Origin of the sequence: Leptolyngbya sp. PL-A3, from assembly GCF_039962325.1 — a bacterium.
GTDB lineage: Bacteria > Cyanobacteriota > Cyanobacteriia > Elainellales > Elainellaceae > Vacuolonema.
In genome coordinates this window covers 1-20989 of the sequence record NZ_JAMPLB010000060.1, presented here as the reverse complement: position 1 = coordinate 20989, position 20989 = coordinate 1, and the positions used below count along the sequence as shown (strand labels likewise).

18 protein-coding genes are annotated in these 20989 nt (G+C 52.9%); 10 read left to right on the top strand and 8 right to left on the bottom strand.

Translation table 11 applies throughout. The annotated features are described in order from the left end of the window. The first annotated feature begins 53 nt into the window (after positions 1-53). Positions 54-953: a 16S rRNA (cytosine(1402)-N(4))-methyltransferase RsmH gene (gene rsmH / locus NDI52_RS27680; RefSeq protein ID WP_190770733.1), complete on the top strand. Its 900-nt coding sequence runs from the start codon at positions 54-56 to the stop codon at positions 951-953. 203 nt (positions 954-1156) lie between these two features. Here rsmH and NDI52_RS27675 read toward each other — a convergent pair whose 3' ends face one another. Beyond that, positions 1157-1924, bottom strand: a complete 768-nt coding sequence (locus tag NDI52_RS27675) for a DUF4079 domain-containing protein (protein WP_190770732.1) — start codon at positions 1922-1924, stop codon at positions 1157-1159. A gap of 245 nt (positions 1925-2169) precedes the next feature. Here NDI52_RS27675 and NDI52_RS27670 point away from each other — a divergent pair, with 245 nt between their 5' ends. After that, entirely contained in the window at positions 2170-3159 is a 990-nt protein-coding gene (locus tag NDI52_RS27670; RefSeq protein WP_190770731.1) for an alpha/beta hydrolase, read from the top strand. Between the two features lie 295 nt (positions 3160-3454). Here NDI52_RS27670 and tsaD read toward each other — a convergent pair whose 3' ends face one another. Beyond that, positions 3455-4501 (bottom strand): tRNA (adenosine(37)-N6)-threonylcarbamoyltransferase complex transferase subunit TsaD, encoded by a 1047-nt coding sequence (tsaD, locus tag NDI52_RS27665; RefSeq protein WP_190770730.1) that lies wholly within the window; start codon positions 4499-4501, stop codon positions 3455-3457. A 371-nt stretch (positions 4502-4872) separates the two neighbouring features. On the opposite strand from tsaD, the gene NDI52_RS27660 reads away from it, so the two are divergent. Then, a complete protein-coding gene (locus NDI52_RS27660) occupies positions 4873-5349 on the top strand; it encodes a Photosystem I reaction center subunit III (RefSeq protein WP_190770729.1) in 477 nt (158 codons plus the stop codon). Between the two features lie 72 nt (positions 5350-5421). Next, the gene (locus tag NDI52_RS27655; RefSeq protein ID WP_190770728.1) at positions 5422-5550 is read left to right on the top strand and encodes a photosystem I reaction center subunit IX; all 129 of its coding nucleotides are present in this window, start codon (positions 5422-5424) and stop codon (positions 5548-5550) included. Between the two features lie 259 nt (positions 5551-5809). On the opposite strand, the gene NDI52_RS27650 is transcribed toward NDI52_RS27655, so the two are convergent. Both NDI52_RS27650 and NDI52_RS27645 read right to left on the bottom strand, forming a co-directional pair. Further along, on the bottom strand, positions 5810-6457 hold the full coding sequence (locus NDI52_RS27650) for a DUF938 domain-containing protein (RefSeq protein ID WP_190770727.1): 648 nt from the start codon (positions 6455-6457) through the stop codon (positions 5810-5812). A gap of 198 nt (positions 6458-6655) precedes the next feature. Further along, a complete protein-coding gene (locus tag NDI52_RS27645; protein WP_190770726.1) occupies positions 6656-8401 on the bottom strand; it encodes an NFACT RNA binding domain-containing protein in 1746 nt (581 codons plus the stop codon). Positions 8402-8486: 85 nt separating this feature from the next. On the opposite strand from NDI52_RS27645, the gene NDI52_RS27640 reads away from it, so the two are divergent. Continuing rightward, complete coding sequence (locus tag NDI52_RS27640) at positions 8487-8750, top strand: DUF370 domain-containing protein (protein ID WP_190770725.1); 264 nt, start codon at positions 8487-8489, stop codon at positions 8748-8750. A 77-nt stretch (positions 8751-8827) separates the two neighbouring features. After that, positions 8828-9391 (top strand): guanylate kinase, encoded by a 564-nt coding sequence (gene gmk, locus NDI52_RS27635; RefSeq protein ID WP_190770724.1) that lies wholly within the window; start codon positions 8828-8830, stop codon positions 9389-9391. 267 nt (positions 9392-9658) lie between these two features. Here the strand turns inward: gmk and NDI52_RS27630 are convergent, their stop codons facing one another. Together NDI52_RS27630 and NDI52_RS27625 are read right to left on the bottom strand one after the other, a co-directional pair. Next, a complete protein-coding gene (locus NDI52_RS27630; protein WP_190770723.1) occupies positions 9659-10147 on the bottom strand; it encodes a hypothetical protein in 489 nt (162 codons plus the stop codon). Positions 10148-10539: 392 nt separating this feature from the next. Next, complete coding sequence (locus NDI52_RS27625) at positions 10540-13689, bottom strand: valine--tRNA ligase (protein WP_190770722.1); 3150 nt, start codon at positions 13687-13689, stop codon at positions 10540-10542. Between the two features lie 309 nt (positions 13690-13998). Here NDI52_RS27625 and NDI52_RS27620 point away from each other — a divergent pair, with 309 nt between their 5' ends. The 3 genes from NDI52_RS27620 to NDI52_RS27610 all read left to right on the top strand — a co-directional run bounded on the left by NDI52_RS27620 (position 13999) and on the right by NDI52_RS27610 (position 17691). Then, positions 13999-15285 carry a serpin family protein gene (locus NDI52_RS27620; protein ID WP_190770721.1) on the top strand — a complete coding sequence of 429 codons (1287 nt, stop codon included), beginning with the start codon at positions 13999-14001 and terminating at the stop codon, positions 15283-15285. 71 nt (positions 15286-15356) lie between these two features. Then, the gene (locus NDI52_RS27615) at positions 15357-15713 is read left to right on the top strand and encodes a hypothetical protein (protein WP_190770720.1); all 357 of its coding nucleotides are present in this window, start codon (positions 15357-15359) and stop codon (positions 15711-15713) included. Between the two features lie 550 nt (positions 15714-16263). Continuing rightward, on the top strand, positions 16264-17691 hold the full coding sequence (locus NDI52_RS27610) for an LCP family protein (protein ID WP_347280054.1): 1428 nt from the start codon (positions 16264-16266) through the stop codon (positions 17689-17691). Between the two features lie 148 nt (positions 17692-17839). Here NDI52_RS27610 and NDI52_RS27605 read toward each other — a convergent pair whose 3' ends face one another. Together NDI52_RS27605 and aroA are read right to left on the bottom strand one after the other, a co-directional pair. Beyond that, a complete protein-coding gene (locus NDI52_RS27605) occupies positions 17840-18262 on the bottom strand; it encodes a hypothetical protein (RefSeq protein WP_190770719.1) in 423 nt (140 codons plus the stop codon). A gap of 350 nt (positions 18263-18612) precedes the next feature. Beyond that, on the bottom strand, positions 18613-19953 hold the full coding sequence (gene aroA, locus NDI52_RS27600; protein WP_190770718.1) for a 3-phosphoshikimate 1-carboxyvinyltransferase: 1341 nt from the start codon (positions 19951-19953) through the stop codon (positions 18613-18615). 197 nt (positions 19954-20150) lie between these two features. Between aroA and NDI52_RS27595 the strand changes: the two genes are divergently transcribed. Next, positions 20151-20627: a hypothetical protein gene (locus NDI52_RS27595; RefSeq protein WP_190770717.1), complete on the top strand. Its 477-nt coding sequence runs from the start codon at positions 20151-20153 to the stop codon at positions 20625-20627. The last annotated feature ends 362 nt before the right edge of the window (positions 20628-20989 follow it).

Below are 20989 nucleotides of genomic sequence, written 5' to 3'. Positions count from 1 at the left end.
GTATCAGAGTCCTGGTTATGCTTTCTGTGCTGTGCATTTGTTGAGAGAGTCCCTTGAGCGATCGCCCCACCCTTCTTGAAGAATCCCCTGAGTTCCACCATATCCCCGTGTTACCGGATGAGGTGATTGCGGGCTTGGCCATTCAGGCCAACGGCCATTATCTGGATGCAACCATAGGCGGCGGTGGGCACAGTCGGCGGATTTTAGAATCGGCTCCCGGAGTCAGGGTAACAGCGCTGGATCAAGACCCGATGGCGCTGGCAGCGGCACAGGAAAATTTAAAGGAGTTTGGCGATCGCGTCCAATTTCACGCCACCAACTTCGCAGACTTCAACCCTGGCAACCAGCGTTTCGACGGCATCCTGGCCGACTTGGGAATTAGCTCTGCCCAGGTGGATCAAGCCCAGCGAGGCTTTAGCTTCCGGCAGACCGCGCCTCTGGATATGCGAATGAACCCCCATCAACCTCTCAGCGCAGCTGACCTGATTAATGAAGAAGATGAGGCAGAGCTAGCGCGGATTTTCTACACCTATGGAGAAGAGCGGCTATCCCGGCGTATGGCCAGGCGCATTGTAGAGCAGCGGCCCTTTGAAACGACCACGGAATTGGCAGAGGCGATCGCCCGCTGTGTGCCTCCCAAATACCGCTATGGCCGCATTCACCCAGCTACCCGAGTTTTTCAGGCCCTCCGCATTGCCGTAAACCGTGAGTTGGAGGTACTGGAGCACCTTCTACAAACCGCGCCTAATTGGCTCAAGCCAGAAGGCCGGATTGCCATCATCAGCTTCCATAGCTTGGAGGATCGACTGGTAAAGCACGGCTTCCGCAATCATCCAGAGCTGACGGTCATTACGAAGAAACCGATTGAGGCTCAAGAGGCCGAGTTAGAGGCAAATCCGAGAGCGCGATCGGCCAAGCTTCGCATCGCCGCCAAAAAGAATAACGAATCATAAACGTTCATCCGCAAGGGTAGGAAAGGGTTTAGCAGATCACCTTCGCCTGTGATGTTAACCTCCCGGCAAAACCTGCCCTCGCTGTAGTTGTAGGCGATCGCAAGCAAGGGCGGGTTGGAAAAATAATTCTGGATGTGATGCAAAAATAAGGCCAAAACCCGCCCCTACAAGCGTTGTCAGGCATCGCAAGGACGTTTCAAGGATTAAGGAGCAGGACTAGGCGCAGCGGGCGTCACCTGGCAAGGTTGAGCCTGGCAGTTATTGATATACAGCTGTTCTACATAGGGCTGTTGCCAACTTGGCGGGATTTCGATGAGATCTCGTGCCCCAGTGATTCCCTGAAAAATGAAGAACAAAAGGGCAACACAGTTCAGCAGCGCATGAGCCTTTCGCCAACCGTTAGAGCGATCCTTGTAAATATCGGGTATGGTCGCCAGCGAAAAAATCATCAGCATCGTGGCTCCCATCCCGAAGTAGAAATGGGACACATACCACTCATAATCACGCCGGAAGACGAGGGGGTAAAGGTTGCCATCCCCAGCTTGAAATTTCTGGAAACCAATAATAATCACCCCCATGCCGCAAAGAGTCGCGAACACTGCTCGCCATAACGGAGTTCGGGCACGATACAGCATCACGAGAGAGGCGATCGTGGCAACAAAAAACAGCAGAATCAGGAAGAAGCGCGTGGAGTTAGCCGCCCAATTTTGGGAATCGAAGATCAGCTTTTTCACAATGGGCTGTGCCATTCCTAGCAGGGCAATTCCCACCACCGAGGCGCTTAACCATTTTCCTAACTTCAAATGCTCAGAACCGACCACTGGAGGAATTTTGCTTTTGCCATCTGCCTGAGCTTGCAGCCGCCGTTGGCGCGTCTGCCAGGCATAGTAAACAGCAATGCCGATTAACGGAAATACATAGAAGGCGGCGATCGCCGGATGCAGAATGGTTGCCAAATCCTTCGCACTCATGGACGGTCTCCCTGTAAGAGCGGTATAACCAATACGAACAAAGTCAGGAAATGGATTGCTCAAATTTCAACCCATTTGAACGCAACCATTAGGGATTAAAGTCACGCAGATTTTACCGTCAAAACCCGAGAGCAACCTGAGAACTGTAGCAACATGCAATGTGCGGGATGAAAACCGCAATTCCCTCCCAGAAAGAGGCTCAACCGATCCCCCGTTTCCCCCTCACTTCGGGCTAGGATAGAAGCATGGTAAGCACTGTCGAAGTTCTAGGGGTTCCCCACGCATACGAGTTGACGTCCCCTGCCAAAACGCCTCCGGTTTTGGTGTTCGTTCACGGTTGGCTTCTGAGCCGCGCCTACTGGCAACCGTTAATCCAACAGCTTTCCCCCTATTACCAATGCCTCACTTACGACCTACGGGGCTTCGGAGATTCCCAGACTTCTCGGCAGGTTCGCGTTGCCCGGCTCTCTCCAGCAGCCCAGGTAGCCGCCTCTCCCTCGCGTCCCTCATCTCCAGCGACGCTCCCCCTTGAGCAAGGCGTTTCTACCGAAACACTCAATACAGAAATTTCCTCAGGGCGCTATACCCCTGCTGACTATGCCCATGATCTCGAAATTCTGTTAGAGAAGCTGAATCTTTCCAATGTATGGCTTGTAGGGCATTCCCTGGGGGGCAGCATTTCGCTTTGGGCAGCGGATCAGATGGGCGATCGCGTCAAAGGGGTCATCTGCGTCAACTCTGGCGGTGGCATTTATCTCAAAGAGGAATTTGAGCGATTCCGGGCCGCTGGGGAGCAATTGGTTAGACTGCGCCCTCGCTGGCTTTGCTACTTGCCGCTGCTTGACCGCATGATGGCCTGGATGAATGTGGCCCGACCGCTTCCCCGCTCCTGGGGGCGACGGCGACTTGTAGACTGGACAGCAGCTGACCCTGAAGCTGCCTTAGGTGCCCTGCTTGATTCCACCACTGAGGAAGAAGTCCATCGCTTACCTCAAGTGGTTTCCCGCCTCAAGCAACCCGTGTATTTCCTCACAGGGCAGCAGGATACCGTGATGGAGCCTCAATATGTGCAGCATCTCGCCAGTTTCCACTCACTCTTTCACAACAACGCAAACAATGTGATCGAGATTCCGGATTGCGGTCACCTGGCTATGTTGGAGCAGACTGATTACGTCAGCCAGATCATCCTGGACATTTTGCAGAAGCATAGCGATAGTCTTCCAACCTCTGCATAGGTTTGAAGATAATTTGATGTGGCAAGCTTCGCAGGCCGTATCAAACCCTCAAAGGACGCTTGGCGAACTACTTAGATAACCTGAGTTCGGGTTAAGGGCGTTTTCGAGTGCCGCGCGTTGCGCGGCACTCGAAAACGCTCATTTTGGCGTGCGCAAAACGCACGCCAAAATGAGCACTTCAGCTTATCCCGAGCTGAGGTTAGATAGGGTCGGTAACCCTACAGGTTTAGAATCAGGTGATGCTTGAAAAGCCACATGATACGGGGCTTTTCAAGCATCACCTGTGTTAACTGAATTACGTCAGGCTATACAACTCCATAACTTTCGACAAGGGCATCCGGGATTGTGCTCCCAGGGCTAGTGTTGACCGGTGCCCCCGGTTCAGGTGATCAGCAGCGGCGCAGGCAATCATGGCCGCGTTGTCCGTACAAAACTTGAGCGGTGGGAAAAATGCCCGCAAATTGCGAGCCTCAGCAGCAGCCGTTAGATGTTCTCGCAGCCCACGGTTAGCGGCGACGCCACCCCCGACCACAATGGTGGTGAGACCATAGTCGAGAGCACAGGCGATCGCCCGCTTCGTCAACGCCCGTGCCACTGTTGCTTGAAAACTGGCAGCCAGGTCTGCAACGGGAATTGGTTCGGGACGTTGCTGCAACGTTTGAGTCAAGCGCAGCACCGCTGTCTTCAGGCCGCTGAAGCTGGAGTCATAGGGATGAAATCCACCACCTGGCAGGGAAATTTGCCCCTCGGGCAAGGGAAATGCCTGGGCATTACCCTCCTGGGCCAAGCGATCGATCACAGGGCCACCGGGATAACCCAAATCCAGCAAGCGGGCCACCTTGTCGAAGGCCTCCCCCGCTGCATCGTCGCGGGTTTCTCCTAAGGTTTCGTAATGGCCGCAATCTTTGACATAGATCAGACTGGTGTGGCCACCCGACACCAGAAGGCAGAGAAATGGCGGTTGCAGGTCTGGAGCGGCCAGGTAACTGGCATAGATATGACCTTCTAAATGATGAACTCCAAGAAACGGCTTCTCGTGCAAGAGAGCCAGGGTTTTCGCGGCAGTTAAACCCACCATCAATGCCCCTACCAATCCCGGAGCACAGGTAGCGGCAATCCCATCAATGGCATCCCACCCTTCACCAAATTCCTCTAAAGCCTGGGCGATCGCCCCATTCACCGTCTCCAAATGTTGCCGTGATGCCACCTCCGGCACAACACCGCCATAGGGCTGATGCACCGCGATTTGAGAGGCAACCACATTGCTGAGGATGCAGCGATTGCGCACCACAGCCACAGCAGTTTCATCACAACTGGTTTCAATTGCCAAAACGGTCGCCATCTACTCTTAACCCTGCTCTACAAAATCGGTCAAAATTTACAAAACTACATAGAAGAGCATGAAACAAAAATCGTTACAAAGCTCTCTATTCCGCAGTCAAAAACTCAATTAACAATCTTGAATGAGTGCCAAGGAAGAATAGCCAAAAGCTCTCTGGGCAAGGTTTTGGAGCGTTACATAGCGATCGCCATCTAAGCAGCCCATACCACTTTTTGGTCTCTATTTTCATCAAGATGCAACTTCTAAAAGCTTAACGTTAAGCTGAATCCCTGGCAGAGTATGATTACCCTGAAGTTTGAATGGGCTTCATACAAACAACTTAATTTTTTCTACAAAAAACTTAGCTTTTTGTAACAAAGGGAAACAATTCCATGCGCAAATTGTTTGCTCTTGCTCTGGCAGTGGTTCTTTGGATTGGAATCGTGCCTCCAGCTTCAGCCTACAACCTAACCACCTGTGCTGATACCCCAGCCTTCCAGGCTCGGGCATCCAAGGCAGTTACCCCTCAGACCAAACTGCGGTTTGAGCGTTACTCTCAAGTTCTCTGCGGCGAAGAAGATGGGTTGCCTCATCTGATCGTTGACGGCAGCTTGAATCACCTGGGTGAGTTCATTATCCCCAGCATTCTGTTCCTGTACATTGCAGGATTGATTGGCTGGTCCGGCCGCACTTACCTGAATTCCCCTCGGCGTGGGACAAGCCCCGAGATGGATGAAATCATCATTGATGTACCCAAAGCACTGGGTATTATCGCCTCCAGCTTTCTCTGGCCCCTTGCAGCTCTGCGAGAGTTCACCACAGGTAAGCTGACGGCTGCCGATAACGAGATTCCGGTCTCGCCTCGCTAGGGGCTGGCCTTTTTGGCTAAATTCTCCTGATTTTTCGTTGTCGTCCTTGTCCGATACTGTGGAGCACGAACTATGCAATACTTCGTCAAATACCTATCTACAGCCCCAGTTCTGGCTACAGTTACTGTGGTCGTTCTCGCCAGCCTGCTGATTGAGATCAACCGCTTGTTCCCAGATTTGCTGTTTGCACCCATTCCCTAGTTTTCTAGGAATGGTTTTCCTGGGGGTATCATGCCCCCTTTTTCCATACGCGGTTTCCATAGTTAAGGGTGTGATGCAATGCGTCACACCCTTAACTTTTGCCCCAAGAGCGACAGAATGCCCGTTATAGCCTGACACGACCTGGTCAGAACCGTTTTTTGAGAAGCCACATGAAGGCTCGGCTTCTCAAAAATTCAACGTCCTGAATCTGAGCGCACTGCGCTATCCAAGGAGATGTCATAGCTCAGAGGGTCGCTGTTCAAGGCGAACATCGCTGAAAAACCACCGAGACATTATTTGCAGGCATTGAAACGACCTGAATCCGCTTCAGACCATTCTCTTCAGCGACTGCTGTAACAGACTCTAGATCGCGCACGCCCCAGTCTGGATCTCGCATCCGTAGGGATTGGTCGAAGGCCTCGTTGCTGGGAGCCGCATGCTGACCATTCAGCTTAAAAGGGCCATAGAGGTAGAGGATGCCACCAGATGGCAGAATCCGCCCGGCTCCAGCCATCAGCCCTAAACAGGCCGCCCAGGGCGCGATGTGAATCATGTTGATATTCACGATCGCCCGCACTGGATACTGTTGCAGATCCACCCCTGCAAACCCCTCCTCCAGCGGCCAGAGCGGTTCCTGTGCATTCAGGGCGATCGGGGGGTGCAGGTTATCGGCGGGGCACTCTCGCTGCCAGGCAGCAATACTGGCACGGGCATTCGGGTCTGGATCCGAAGGAAGCCATTGGCGAGGCCGTAGTAAGGGCGCGAAGAATATCGCGTGCTCTCCTGTACCACTGGAAATTTCTAGAACAGTTCCATCCGCCGGAAGAACCTGGCGCAGGACTTCTAAAATGGGTTCACGGTTGCGCTGGGTTGCAGGGGCGTAAAGGCGAGCGTCGGGCGTGGGCATAAGGGCAGGGGAGCAGAGGAACGGGGGGCCTGTGTTGAACTGGGTAGTCTGAGTTGTTTGGGTAGCGATTGCCCAAAATATCCCTAGTAGGCTACGGCCTAAGTTCGTTGCCTATTTTTTGTGGTGGGGTGCTTCGCACCCCACCACAAAAAATAGGTTGTACACTTCTGCCCCAGCCTACTAGGCATCACTACTCTCCTACTCCTCACCCTCTTTAACAACATACTGAGCAGCCTTCTGAGGTTCTCCCCAGATGATGGTTTCCTGTTTGTACAGTGCCATGCCTGGCTTCGCGCCTTTTGGTTTGAAAACGTAGCGGGGAGCCGTGTAAACCACAGGTACCTGCTCGCTCTGGGCAGCACGGCTATGGTAAGCCGCAACGTTAGCGGTGAACTGGAGATCGACATCATCAGGGGCAGCCCCGGCCGGAAGGCGCAGCAGCACGTGACTACCCGGAATTTCCTGGCTGTGAAACCAGAGATCGTAGTCGGTTGCTAAACGGAAGGTGAGTTGATCGTTCTGGCGGTTGTTGCGGCCTACCCAAACTTCAAAGCCGCTGGGGGTGCGATAGCGGCGGAAGGAAGTCGTTTCTTCGGGGGTGGAACTACGACGGCCATCGGTCGCTTCCAGGTAGCCTTGCTGGATCAGCTCCTCGCGAATCTCCAGGAGCGAATCCAGGTCATCAGGCGCGGTGTAGTGTTGGAACTGGGCGATCGCCACCTGAATCTGCTCCAGATAGGCGATCTCACTCTGTACCTCCTGTAACAGAGGCTCGATGGCCTGGCGCGATCGCTTCAATTTCTGATGCTTCTTGTAAAACGCCTGAGCGTTTTGAACGGCGTTCTTTTCAGGGTCCAGGGAAATTGTTACAGGCTCTCCAGTCGCAAAGTCTGACAGAGTGATACTGTTCATCCCCACCTGCCACTCATGCAGGTTCGCCATCAACAGATCAGCCCGTTCTTTAAAGCGATCGGCCTGGTCCGACTGACTCAATCGCGACTGAAAATCTTCAGCTTTGACATATAACTTTTTCAACAAGCTGAGCAGGCGCTGATCCAATTGATGCCGTAGTTGCTCAAATTCTCGGCGGTTGAGTTGTTCTCGGTAATAGCTACTAACAACGGTTTGGAGGTCTGAGGCCACAGCCGTCATACCCCATCCTAAAACGGTGTAGCCACTCGGCGTCCATCCCGGTTGGAAGGACTCAGCTTCAAGGGCATGTAGCCATTCCTGCCAGACTTCGTAGAGGCGCAACCACTCGGCATCGGTAACTTGATCGGTAGGTTGCTCGGGATTAATTTGAGCGCGATCGCCCATTCCCCGAATCAGGACAGAACTCATCCCCCGGTAATTCTCTTGCAACGCTCGCCGCAAGGGTTTGGGCACCAACGCCACCCGTTCTCGCCAGGATTCTAACGATTCAGCCGTATTAGGGATCGTTTCGGTCAGAGCAGGGGGAAACTCGTAAGGTTGCCCAGTTTGTAACGGACGCACACTGGATTGCTGAGCGCTCACCTGGTGAGCCACGGTGACAATCTGCCCTTCTGCGGTGGTCAGAATCACGTTGCTGTACTTGTTCATCACCTCCACGTAGAGGCGCCATAACGGCGGGTCACCGGGACGACGGGCAAATTGAAGATCCAACGCACGTTCCCAGGGGGCGATCGCCTCAATCGCCACCAGAGCTAACCCATTGAGCTGGTGACGTAGCTGCTGACTGAAGGTAAACGTATCCGGGGTACGGGGGGGAGCTTCATCGATACAGAGGCGGGCGGCCTGGGGATGCCAGGACACAGTTAGCCATCCTCGTCGGTTCAGGGTTCTCAGGCCGAGGGCCAGGGTGTGGCGATCGCGCTGGTATACCTGCTCCAGGCGGGCCGGGAGCCAATGCGATCGCAAATCGGCGCAAATCGCCCTCAGGGTGGTGAAGTCAACGGGCTGCACTTTTATTTCACTTGTGAGTCAAAAATTAAACCGATACCATGACACTAAGGCTTTATGGGATCTTTGCCGATTTTTAGGGCATTTTATGGATATACGGCTGATCAATATCGGTTTCGGCAATATTGTTTCTGCGAACCGGGTCATCGCTATTGTGAGCCCCGAGTCTGCCCCCATCAAGCGTATCATCAGTGATGCTCGTGATCGGGGCCAGTTGATTGATGCAACCTACGGTCGTCGTACCCGCGCCGTAATTGTGACAGACTCTGGACATGTTGTGCTGTCAGCCATCCAACCAGAAACCGTTGCCAATCGTTTCCTGGTCAGCAAAGAAATTCATGGAGAAGAATAAGTAGAAACCAGTGGGCGATCGACCCAACCATCCTGCGATACGATAGTAATCTTCATTACACATGCGATAGAGGGCCAATGGGTAGAGGCAAGCTGATCGTTTTAACGGGACCCAGTGGGGTTGGCAAAGGTACGCTACTAAAAGCATTGATGCGCCGCCATCCTGACTTTTTTCTTTCGACATCCTGTACCACTCGCAGTCCTCGCTTGGGGGAAGTGGATGGTGAGCACTATCATTTTCTGAGCCGCCCCCAATTTCTACAGCTTGTTGAACAGGGCGAACTGTTGGAACGGGCTGAGTTTGCCGGAAATTTCTACGGAACGCCCCGACGCCCGGTAGCTGATCAAATTGCCCAGGGTAAAACGGTAATTCTCGAGATCGAGCTAGAGGGCGCCCGCCAAATTCGCGAGTCGTTTCCCGAGGCCATGCGAATTTTTGTGCTCCCCCCTTCTATGGAGGAGTTGGAGCAGCGTTTGCGTGCCCGTGCTCAGGATTCAGAAGAAGCGATCGCTCGTCGGCTCGCTCGCGCCAAGGTGGAATTAGAAGCGGTCAATGAATTTGACATCCATGTCGTCAATGGCGACCTGGACGTAGCGCTCAAGCAGATTGAGTCAGCCCTCTCCCTCCCCATGCCTGTCTAACTGAATTAGCTGTTTTCTATAGTTAAACAACCTGAGTTTGGGTAATGGACTTTTTTTGAGGGGCGCGCCTTGCACGCCCCCAAAAAAAGCCCATTTTGTTGTGTACAAAGCGTATGACAAAATGGCACTTAGGCCTATCCAGAATTGGGATTAAATCAACTGTTTTGTAAGGTGAGTATCTTGCCTACTCATCTCACAAAACACTCAGAAAAAACGAGAATTACTATTAGAAGAGAGAAACTTTTAGTTTCTCTCTTCTAATAGTAATTAGCTACCTGCACTGTTGAAGTTAATCCTCAGGTTATCGTCATTGGCTTGTAATTCGGCAGCCAGTAACTCGAGTTGTTTTTTCTCGCGTTTAAGGCTTTCCTCCACCTGTTGAATCTGATCCTGACGGGCTTCCATTTCAAGGGCACGCCGCGCCAGTTCTTGACTTTTAAGAGTGAGGGATTGTCGCCACTGTTCTGCCCGTTCAGCCTCTTCCTGCAATTGTTTGGGAGAAATTCCGACGGTCAAATATTGTTCTAGAAATTCTAGAAGCCAATCTTTTGCATCAATGATGCATTCAATTTTTTGAGAGCCCGTCAGGTGAAGCAGGACAAGCATCCCTTCACCCAAGGAAACAGCTTTATCCGAGAAGATATAGGCTTCTTCAGCCAATCTTACCCAGGTATACTCAGTCTTCTGAACGGCGAGTAGCTGGAACTTCGCCGTCCCTTGTGGGTCTTTGCTGACGACCTGAGCCAGATACTTCATCTGAAGGCGATGACAACTCGAAAGGTCTTAAAGGTAAAGTATATCGTTCACTCTTGTGGAGATTTCAGGAAACCATATCTTATTTCCATGAAGATTTCATGGGTTCTCCGTAAAATAACGACTCCGATCATGAGTGCCTTATTAGCCTAGCCGAGATTCTGCAATCTGTCACAAGGATATGTACCAGTCCAGCAATTTTCATCCTGGAATCCAGCCCGAAAACCGCTCGTCTAGGGCGAACGTTTTTTGAGCTTCCAATCCGAGAGTTCGTGCCCTAAGGACATACACTCTCGGATTGGAAGCTCAAAATGAGAATTACTGGTAACCGGCAGGAAGGCGCTAAAAAGATGGGAGGTGGCGCTCAGCACCACCTCCCATCTTTGAATAAGGCTCTACTGCAACTGTTGCAGGCGATCGCGCAAAATTTCGGCCTGCTTCTGGGCTTCTGCCAGGGCATCGCGAGCGGTCTGCACCACGTCTTCGGGGGCACGGGCCACGAAGTTTTGGTTGGAGAGGCGATCGCTCAAGGATTTGGCTTCCCCTTCCACCTTGGCCAGGTCACGCTCCAATTTGCTGCGTAATGCTACCAGATCAACTACTCCTGCTAGAGGCAACAGCACTTGCACGGTGCCAACTACACCCACCAACATTTGTTCCGTCTCTGGCTCAGGGGCCACTTCAGGAACCACCTCAACCTTGGCTGGAAGGGGAGCAGGGGGCGTCTCTGTAGCCGGCAGACTAGCCACCGATTTAGGCTCCTTAATCCAGCCTTCCATGGTATCCAGCAATTCCTGCCGCCCTTCGGAAATGACCAGATAGCGCAGGGTAAACCAACCGGCGTAGCCTAAGCCCACCAGTTTGAAGAACGGCCGCAGAATGGCAATACTATCAATGGCCTGGAAGACATTAATGCCGATACGAAGTCCTAGAAGAAGCAGATACAGCAGCCCCAGACTCAGCAGAGGCTTGCGGAATGACTTGAGAGTATCCCAGGAGATGCGATCGGTCCAATTGGTTAGGGAACTGACATCCAAGCTAGGAGTGGACGGGGTGGAGGCGATCGCTCCTGCCTCACTGGCGGGAAGTTCTGGCTCTTCGACGATCAGTTCACCCACCTTTGCCAGATCTTTGATGTAAAACTGTGCTGCGGAGAGAATCAGGCGTTCCTTCAAGTCTTCACTTCGCAGGATCGTCTTCACCTTTGCCCCGGGCTTCACATCGGCTTCGGCTCGTAAGTTGCGAATCGTACGAATGGTCCCGATTACCAGATCAAACTGAGTTTCCAGTTCCGGATTAATAAAGGTCGCGTTGGCTTCAGGGTAGGCTTGCAGCGCCAGTACCCGCTTGCTCTCCGACTGGGTCAGGGTCTGCCATACCTCTTCTGTAATGTGAGGCATAAAGGGATGCAGTAAGCGCAGGGTGCCCTCCAGCACATAGGCCAGGGTTTGTTGAGCAATCAGACGAGAGGGGTCTTCTTTCTGCTGCAGGCGGGATTTTGCCAACTCAATGTACCAATCGCAGAAATCTCCCCAGATGAACTCGTACAGCCCCTTAGCCGCTTCTCCAAGACCAAAGTTGTCGGTGTAGGTGCGAGTCTGCTGCACCACCTGGTGGTAGCGGGAGAGAATCCAGCGATCGGCCAACTCCAGATCTTCAAGGGCAGGTTCGCCTAATTGCTCGGGCGTCTTACCATCCAGATTCATCAACACGAAGCGGGAGGCATTCCACAGCTTGTTGGTGAAGTTTCGGGAAGCTTCGACGGATTCTGACTCATCCGTTTTGCGGTTATAAGCCAGGCGAATATCCTGCCCAGCTCCGGCAACCTCGCGAATCAAGGTGTAGCGCAGGGCGTCTGTGCCGTACTTGTTGATCAGCAGCAACGGGTCAATGCCGTTGTTGGCCGACTTGGACATCTTCTTGTTGTTTTCATCCCGCACCAGACCGTGAATGTAAACCGTCTTGAAGGGCATCTTGCCGGTGAAGTGCCCCGCCATCATGGTCATTCGGGCTACCCAGAAGAAGATGATGTCAAACCCGGTTACCAGGGTGGTGGTGGGGTAGTAGCGCGCCAGATCAGGGGTGTCGTTGGGCCAACCCATTGTGGAGAAAGGCCACAGCCCTGATGAGAACCAGGTATCGAGTACATCGGGGTCTTGCTGAATTTCAACAGAGCTACCAAACTTCGCTTCTAGCCGGGTCCGGGCTTCTGCTTCCGACATGGCCACAACAAAGGGGGTGTTGTCGGTAATCTCACCGCCCGTTTCACTGACGGCATACCAGGCGGGAATTTGATGCCCCCACCAGAGTTGCCGAGAAATACACCAATCCCGCAGGCTCACCAGCCAGTCACGGTACACCTTCGTCCACCGTTCGGGCACGAAAATGGGGTCGTTCTGGTTATCCAGGAAGTTCAGTGCATTGTCGGCCAGGGGGCGGATCTTGACGAACCACTGAGTCGAGAGGAGGGGTTCGACGGGAACTTTGCCGCGATCGCTATAAGGCACCGTGTGCTTATAATCCTCCACCCGCACCAGGAACCCATCGGCTTCCAGACGCTCCACGACCTTCTTGCGAGCCACAAACCGATCGAGCCCCTGGAATTCTGCAGCGACATTCTCGTTCAGAGTGCCGTCCTTGTTCAGGATGTTGATCATGGGTAGGTCGTGACGCTTGCCCATCTCAAAGTCGTTGGGATCGTGGGCAGGAGTCACTTTGACGCAACCCGTTCCGAAGCTGGCGTCGACATACTCGTCAGCGATGATTGGAATTTCTCGCTGCATGATGGGCAGCATCAGGGTTTTGCCCACGAGGTCTTTGTAACGCTCATCATCCGGGTTGACGGCTACAGCCGTATCCCCCAGCATCGTCTCGGGCCGAGTAGTGGCGACCTCCACAAAGCCAGAGCCATCGGTGAGTGGGTAGCGGAAGTGCCAGAGGTTGCCGTTCACCTCTGTGTTTTCGACCTCCAGGTCAGACACAGCGGATTGGGTGGCAGGGCACCAATTCACCATGTAGTTGCCGCGATAAATCAGCTCTTCCTCATAAAGCTGATTGAAGGCATACAGCACCGCATCAGACAGCCCCTCGTCCATAGTGAAGCGCTCGCGGCTCCAGTCGGCCGAGACTCCCAGACGACGTAGCTGGTTGACAATAGTGCTACCCGATTCTTCTTTCCATTCCCAGGCTCGCTTCAGGAAGGCTTCACGGCCTACATCAGCACGGGTTTTCCCCTGGCTCCGCAATTCGCGCTCCAGAATGGTTTGAACAGCGATGCTGGCATGGTCAGTACCCGGCAGCCAAAGAGTGTTACGCCCGATCATGCGGTGGTAACGCACAAGGGTATCAATCAGGGCGTTTTCAAAGGCGTGCCCCATGTGCAAGCTGCCCGTCACATTGGGGGGAGGAATGACGACACAGTAGGGTTCCCCAGGGGCGTTGGGATCGGCCTTGAAGACTTGGTGTTCGTCCCAAAATGCCTGCCATTTGCTTTCGGTTTCAGCCGGATTGTATTGGCTGGGGAGGGTAGGGAGGGTTGCCGTCATTGGTTTATGGGAATGCGACTCAATTAAGAAAAGTTACCTCGATTTTGCCACGTCGAGTGGGGGGTTGGTGGATTTAGTTGTGGGTGGGGTACTCTGCACCCCACCCACAACTAAATGCGTAGGTCCTTAAAAGACAGAGCCCGCCACAATGTAGGGGGCTCTGTCTTCGTAAATCCTGAGGCGTTACAAAAAGCGCAACCTCTTCAAACTTTTTAGTCCCGAATGGCATCGTAGAGCTATGGAAAAAGTTTCTTTCCTGGGATGAAATCACAGAAATAAGCGCCCATAGAGATGGCTGGAGGTGAGCAGATGCGACAATTGCAACGCACGAAACAGGTTTTGCTGAGTAGCCTGGTATTAGTGGGCTTATTGGGATGTGCCATGACCGGAGGTTGGGCGGAAGGGGTGGGACGATCGCCCTCTCAAAATCCAGAAGTTAGCCAGCGTGTAGCACCCGAGAATTTGCCAGCGCTAGACGATCGCCTGGTGGCTTCGCAAAATGCCTTTGGCTTCAAGCTGTTCTCCCAGGTGATGCAGCAGGCGGACGGGCAGAATGTGATGATTTCGCCATCGAGTGTGGCGATCGCTCTCTCCATGACCTACAACGGGGCCAGTGGCGAAACCCAGCAGGCCATGGCCAGAGTCCTGGAGCTTCAGGGCATGAGCTTGGAAGACCTGAATCAGGCCAATGCGGCCCTTGACACAATTCTGGAAAACGCAGATCCAGACGTCAAAATTGGGATTGCTAATTCCCTCTGGGGTCGAGAAGACTTTACCTTCAACCCCGACTTTTTGCAGCGTAATCAAGACTACTACCGGGCCGAAGTGCAATCGATGGATTTTGCCGACCCCAACGCCACAGACACTATCAACGAGTGGGTCAGCGACAGTACCGAGGGCAAAATTCCCAAGATTGTGGAGCAAATTCGCCCAGAGGAAGTCCTGTTCTTAGTCAACGCTGTGTACTTCAAGGGCACCTGGACAGACCCCTTCAGCCGCCGCCAGACCCAACGACAACCCTTCTACCGGGCTGATGGTAGCCAGATGACCGTACCCATGATGACCAAGAACGGAGAGTTCCGCTATCTTCAAACAGACCAATTCCAGGGCATTCATCTTCCTTATGGCGATGGTCGACTCAGCATGGTTGTATTGCTGCCCCGCGACGGTTCCAGCCTGGAGGCTCTGCAACAATCCCTCACCCCTCAAAACTGGCAGACCTGGATGAACCGCTTCGCCCAGCAACCGGGCATGATCCAACTCCCTCGCTTTGAGAGTGAGTTTGGGACAGGTCTCAACGACGCCCTCACAGCTCTGGGTATGGACGTCGCCTTTGACCCCGATGCGGCTGACTTCTCAGGTATGGGTGACGCCCAGCTCTACATCAGTGATGTGCAGCACAAGACCTATATTAAAGTTGATGAAGAAGGCACCGAAGCCGCTGCCGCCACTTCCGTTGGCATTGGCGTCACCTCGCTCCCCGTGAACCCGCCTTTCCGCATGGTGTGCGATCGCCCCTTCCTCTACGCGATTCAAGACAACGAGACAGGCGCCATCCTGTTTATGGGCGTGATGATGAATCCGTCTGGCAGTTGATCCAATGGGGTTGATACAGTGGGATGGAGGGGTGTCTTACAACACCCCTCCATCCCACACTGACAGGTTTTATGCCCTCCTACGACGACCCCTACGATCCCAAAGCACTCAGGCGTATTCGTTTCTATGTCTATCTTCTGCCGGTGATTGGCGTATTTCCGGCGGGGTGGCAGCTGGCGCAACGGAAGGGCGATCGCCAGGAGCGGATGATTTGCCGGATGGCCGTCACTATCGGTCTGTGCTGGCTATTGTTCTACCTGCTGTCGGGGACGGGGGCTCACAATACTCAATCCCTCTGGTTGTGGATTGTCAACACCATGACCACCTCTAGCTATTTCCTGATCAACTTCTGGCTCATGCTGCGGGTGTGGCAGCGGAAGTCAGTGCACCTGCCGGGAGTGAGTGAGTTGAGCGATCGCCTTCCCTAGATCGTTGCTGCCCATCGTATACAGTTTCTTTTGACAGTTGCTTATCGACCACAAAAACCTCAATCTCGAAAAAGCCCATTTTGGCGTTCGCTCCGCGCACACCAAAATGGGCTTTTTCGAGGGACAAGCTTTGTGGAACCCCCTCTCTAAACGGTAGGTTTTGGGATAGATATCAGGCAAGTGACAGGAGTTTCTATGCCTGTGGACTTACAATACTTCTCTGTATCAATCTCTGTATCAATAAGTTTCCAGTAAATTCGCCCAGTACTTGACAGAAATACGGACGCAAAACCCGAAAACCTTGCTACCATGCAGCATGAGTCAGTGCTCCGGCCACAACCGTAGCTCCAGGGATCGAAAATTTCCCGGAATTTTCGCCCTGTGAGCCGAAGGGAGAGGAGGAGATCGTTTCCTCAAACCATTTCTGCTCTCTCTGATTCATGAGCCTTTTGATAGACTCATCAGGGGAGTCAGGTCTGCCCATCTGAGGTAGCTTCCCAAAGCTAGAACAACGATCCGCATTGGTGTTGGACTCCTGTTGAGGAAACCCGTGGTTAAACCCAAAATTCATAACTGGTTAGCGCCTACTAATGGGCGCGCAAAATCATCCAAACGTGGCCGTCGAGTTTGGTTCTCTTTGGGTTTAGCCAGTGTCGCCATTGCTTCCGCAGGGGCAGGAGCAATGTTAGCCGTATCTCTCACCAGCACACCCCTCCTCCAAAGCCATCTCAGCGCTAGAGAAGCACAAGTTTTTGAACAGGAAGACATTTCCAGCGGCGCCAACTTCCGTTTTCCGCAGCTGACGCGTCCGGTCAACATTCTGGTTTTAGGAGTGAAAGTTCTGAGCTCCGACGTGAGCGACCCACCTCCTGATGTGGAAGAGTTGGGCTATCACGCCCTGGTCAATTCCTTTGAAGGGTTGTCGGATACAATGCTGCTGATTCGTTTTAACCCCGAGGGCCAACGGCTGGTCGTGTTATCCATCCCACGCGATACGCGTACCTATGTGGAGGGCGTTGGAACCACCAAGCTCAACGAAGCAAACGCCTACGGTGGCGCTGCCCTCTCGGCAACAGCAGTTCAGGATTTATTGGGAGATGTCCCCATCGATCGCTATGTGCGGATTAACGTGCAGGGTGTCGAGAAGCTGATTGATGCGCTGGGTGGGGTTAATCTCTACGTGCCCCATGATATGAAGTACACCGATGAGAGCCAGCACCTCTACATCAATCTGAAACAAGGGGAGCAGCATCTCAATGGCAATAAGGCGCTGCAATTTCTCCGCTTCCGGTATGACCAATATGGCGATATTGGGCGAGTGCAACGGCAACAGCAATTTATGCGAGCGTTAGTGGAGCAGGCGCTGACCCCAACCACACTCACTCGAATTCCGCAAATCTTGTCTGTCATTCAAGACAACGTTGATACCAATTTGAATGTAGAAGAATTGGTCGCTCTAATGGGCTTCGCATCCCAGATGGAGCGTTCTAGTGTACAAATGTTGATGCTACCGGGAGATTTCAGCGGCAACGGTGAGTATGAAGTCAGCTACTGGCTGCCCAATGAGAACCGTATCAGCGAGATGGTGGCGCAATATTTCTACGACCCCATGAGCTCGGAAATGGAAGTCGCTGAAGCCGCCCACACGGATACGGCCCTTAATGAAGCCATTGAACCCGATCGCGTGCGCATTGCCATACTCAACAGCACTGGCGATGAATGGGCCATTGACTCGGTCATGGAAAAACTCAATGGTCAGGGGTTTGACCGCACCTCTGTAGAAGATGAAACGGGAGAAATTGTGTCGTCTACCCGCATCTTCGCGCAGCGGGGCAACACCGACGAAGCCCAGGCTGTGCAACAAGCCCTTGGGGTTGGAGAAATTCTCGTGCAGGGCACTGAAAACCTGGATGCTGACATTACCATCCAGCTTGGCCAAGATTGGCTGCAACAGCCGGCTTCAGAAGGCGAGTTTTGATTTTATTGGATGAAGAGCATTGTTGAGTACCGTGCAACGCGCGGCACTCAACAATGCTTTTAACTTGAAAGGTTATTGGGAGCATTGGTATTGGGTGTGGTTATTTCACACACCCAATACCAATGCGGAAATCCTGGTCATGGCTCCTTCAGCTTTTCTCAGGGGGCAATCGCTCTTCCAGGAAGCGCAGCAGAGCCAGAACGGTTGTCTCAGGTATATCGCATAGCTCATCACTGAGATCGACAGAGAAGATTTCGCAGAAGTCATCGCAGAGAGCAATCTGCCAATCAAACCAGCAAATCTTTGTCCAATTGAGGTCTTCATCCAGGCGATCGCCCGGCAACACCCGCCCAAATTCCAACCCCGAATAATCGGCTAAATAACGATAGGCAAACTCCGTAACCGCCGGAGAAATTTGGAAGGAATGCCCGTAGATCTCATACCACTCTGTGGAACTCAGGAGCGGCCGATTTCGCAACAAATGGAGCACCTGCCGCCGAGCCTTCAGGTCAGGGCTTAAAACCGCATAGGTTTTAAAACTCTGAATGAAGTTCTTGAGCTGGTACCACATAAAACTGGCTGCCCTGGGTTGTCTGATAACCAGACGTTTTCCCAAGTATTCCCAGATGAAACATAAATGGCCCAGAGAAGTAGTCGAATTTACGGTTGAACAGCCGTAGGAAATGCTAAGGGACTTGCTATTAAATAAAATTCTGGAAGGAGTGCGGGCAAGGCCCACACCTCCCTCCGAGATTTTATTTCTTTGCTAAGGAGATTTCTGAGAAACAATATCCCCATTATTTGGAAAAAAGGCGCGGCTTCGCCGCGCCTTTTTTCCAAATAATGGGGAAGTTCTTATCTGGAAATCTTCTAAGTTCTAAGGGCGAGAAGATGATAGATGCCACCCCCCCACCCTCGTGCTTATCCCACTAACCGCTGCAACGTCGGTGTGAAATCCGGATAGGAAACTGCTGCAGCTTCGGCCCGGCGAATCGTTGTGGTGCCTTTCGCATTGAGGGCCGCGATCGCCAGACTCATGGCGATCCGATGATCGGTAAAACTATCGACCTCTGCCCCCTTCAGGGGAATACCGCCAGTAATTTCCATGCCGTCAGGATGCTCGGTCACGCTGGCTCCCATCAGGGTGAGTTGAGAGGCCATGACAGCAAGGCGATCGCTCTCCTTCACCCGCAATTCCTCCGCATCCTTAATAACCGTTGTGCCGGTTGCGAAGAGAGCAGCAACGGCAAGGATAGGAATCTCGTCGATCAGGCGGGGGATAATATCACCACCGATCGTGCAGGCCTTTAAAGGGGAGTAACGGATACGAATATCGGCCACGGGTTCCCCAGCGACTTCCCGCTCGTTCAGCAGAGTGATGTCAGCTTCCATTTGTTGCAAGGCTTCCAAAATGCCTGTGCGGGTAGGGTTCACACCAACGTTTTCAACGATCAGGTCAGAGCCGGGAACGATCGCCCCCGCTACCAACCAGAACGCGGCTGAACTGATATCTCCCGGCACCACAACGGATTGGCCCTGTAAGCGGGTTGGACCGATAACCGATGCGCTGCAAGTCTCGGGATCAACTTCTATAGTTGCGCCAAAGGCTCGTAGCATCCGTTCGCTGTGATCACGGGAGAGAGCCGGCTCCGTTACGGTAGTTTTGCCCTCTGTCAGTAGCCCGGCCAGCAAAATACAGGATTTGACTTGAGCCGAGGCAACCGGAGATTGGTAGTGGATGGGCCGAAGATTCTGACCGCGTACGGCAATGGGTGCTAAGCCCCGTCCACGGCTCCAGATGGTCGCTCCCATTTTTTCGAGCGGGGTGATGACGCGAGCCATGGGACGCGATCGCAACGACCCATCTCCTGTCACTGTAAAGAAGCGATCAGCATGGGACGCCAGGATTCCCAACATCAGCCGAATCGTTGTTCCCGAATTCCCAGCGTTCAGCACATCTGTAGGTTCTTGCAAATTGCCCAGACCAATGCCCTTCACGCGAACTTCTTCGCCTTCCAGGTTGGCAATTTCCGCACCCATTGCCTGAAAACAAGCCGCCGTACTACGGGGGTCTTCACCCAGCAGCAACCCACGAATCCGAGTTTCGCCTTCTGCCAAAGCCCCTAACATTAAGGCTCGGTGCGAAATTGACTTGTCCCCAGGGATCCGAACTTGCCCTCGTAGGGCTAACTCAGGCGGTGCCGATACAGTGAGGACATGGTGAGCATCAGAAATGGTCAGTGTTACAGGGGAGCTCGACATTTGGATTAAGCTGGATAAAGGAGTTTTTTTGACGCGGGCAAGGGTTCAATTCCTGGCTATCACTCCACGTCCATGAAGCCTTGCTCTGAGTATGAGTTTGGATTGTGAAGGTTTTTGCTCCACCTCCCAAGCACATACGCCTCTTCAATAATGCACCGTGCCTTGTATTCTATACCCCACTTTTTTCCATCAAAGCTGTGCTGACTCATCACCGCAAAACTGTCTCTCTTTCATACATGTCGCTGGATTTACCCCTCTGGTCGGTGGTGGAAGCTTCAGCAACACTTTACGAAAAAGGCCCAGAGCGCTATCACTTGCTTCTCCCAGAACCTGCCTTAGAAGGGCATACCCTGGATGCTGAACCGAGTAGCACCGCGATCGCCTCTCCTCGCTTCCTCTGGTTAGATTTGTCGCCCTACCGTGTCATTCTCACCATGCAAACCCACGGTAAGTTCAGCTACCGCCATTACTGGGAGCGTGGCGTTTTTGGCCTCAGCCGTTTCTGGCTGCAAGCCGACGATCCCGTCCAGTGTGATCAATTGAGGCTGCGCAACTATACCCGTACCCTGACCCTCGAAGGGCATCCTCTCCCCTCCCATCTACGAGTGGAATACGAGCTATGGGCGCAGCAAGTCAACTTAGGGCACTACATTTTGCACATCGATATTGATTAACGTTCTGCTGAACCCCTTGATCGTGCCTATGCGCTACCCATGCAAAATCAGGTGTTACTGAATAATGAGATATGCAACGGGCAACATCAAAGGGGCAGAAAAAGCATTCAAGCTTGAGTTCGAGCTAAGCTGAAGTGCTCATTTTGGCGTACCCTTCGCGCATACCAAAATGAGCGTTTTCGAGTGCCACGCGTTGCGTGGCACTCGAAAACGCTCTTACCCTAGGAATTTTTGAGGGGTCTACGACCCCAGCCCTCTAAAGGTCATTTGAGAGCTTCTTAATATTTTCTATCATCCCTGTTATCACTGGCTTTCAGGCTTCTATTCTAAAAGCTGAACGTTTAACACCCACGTTTGAGCCA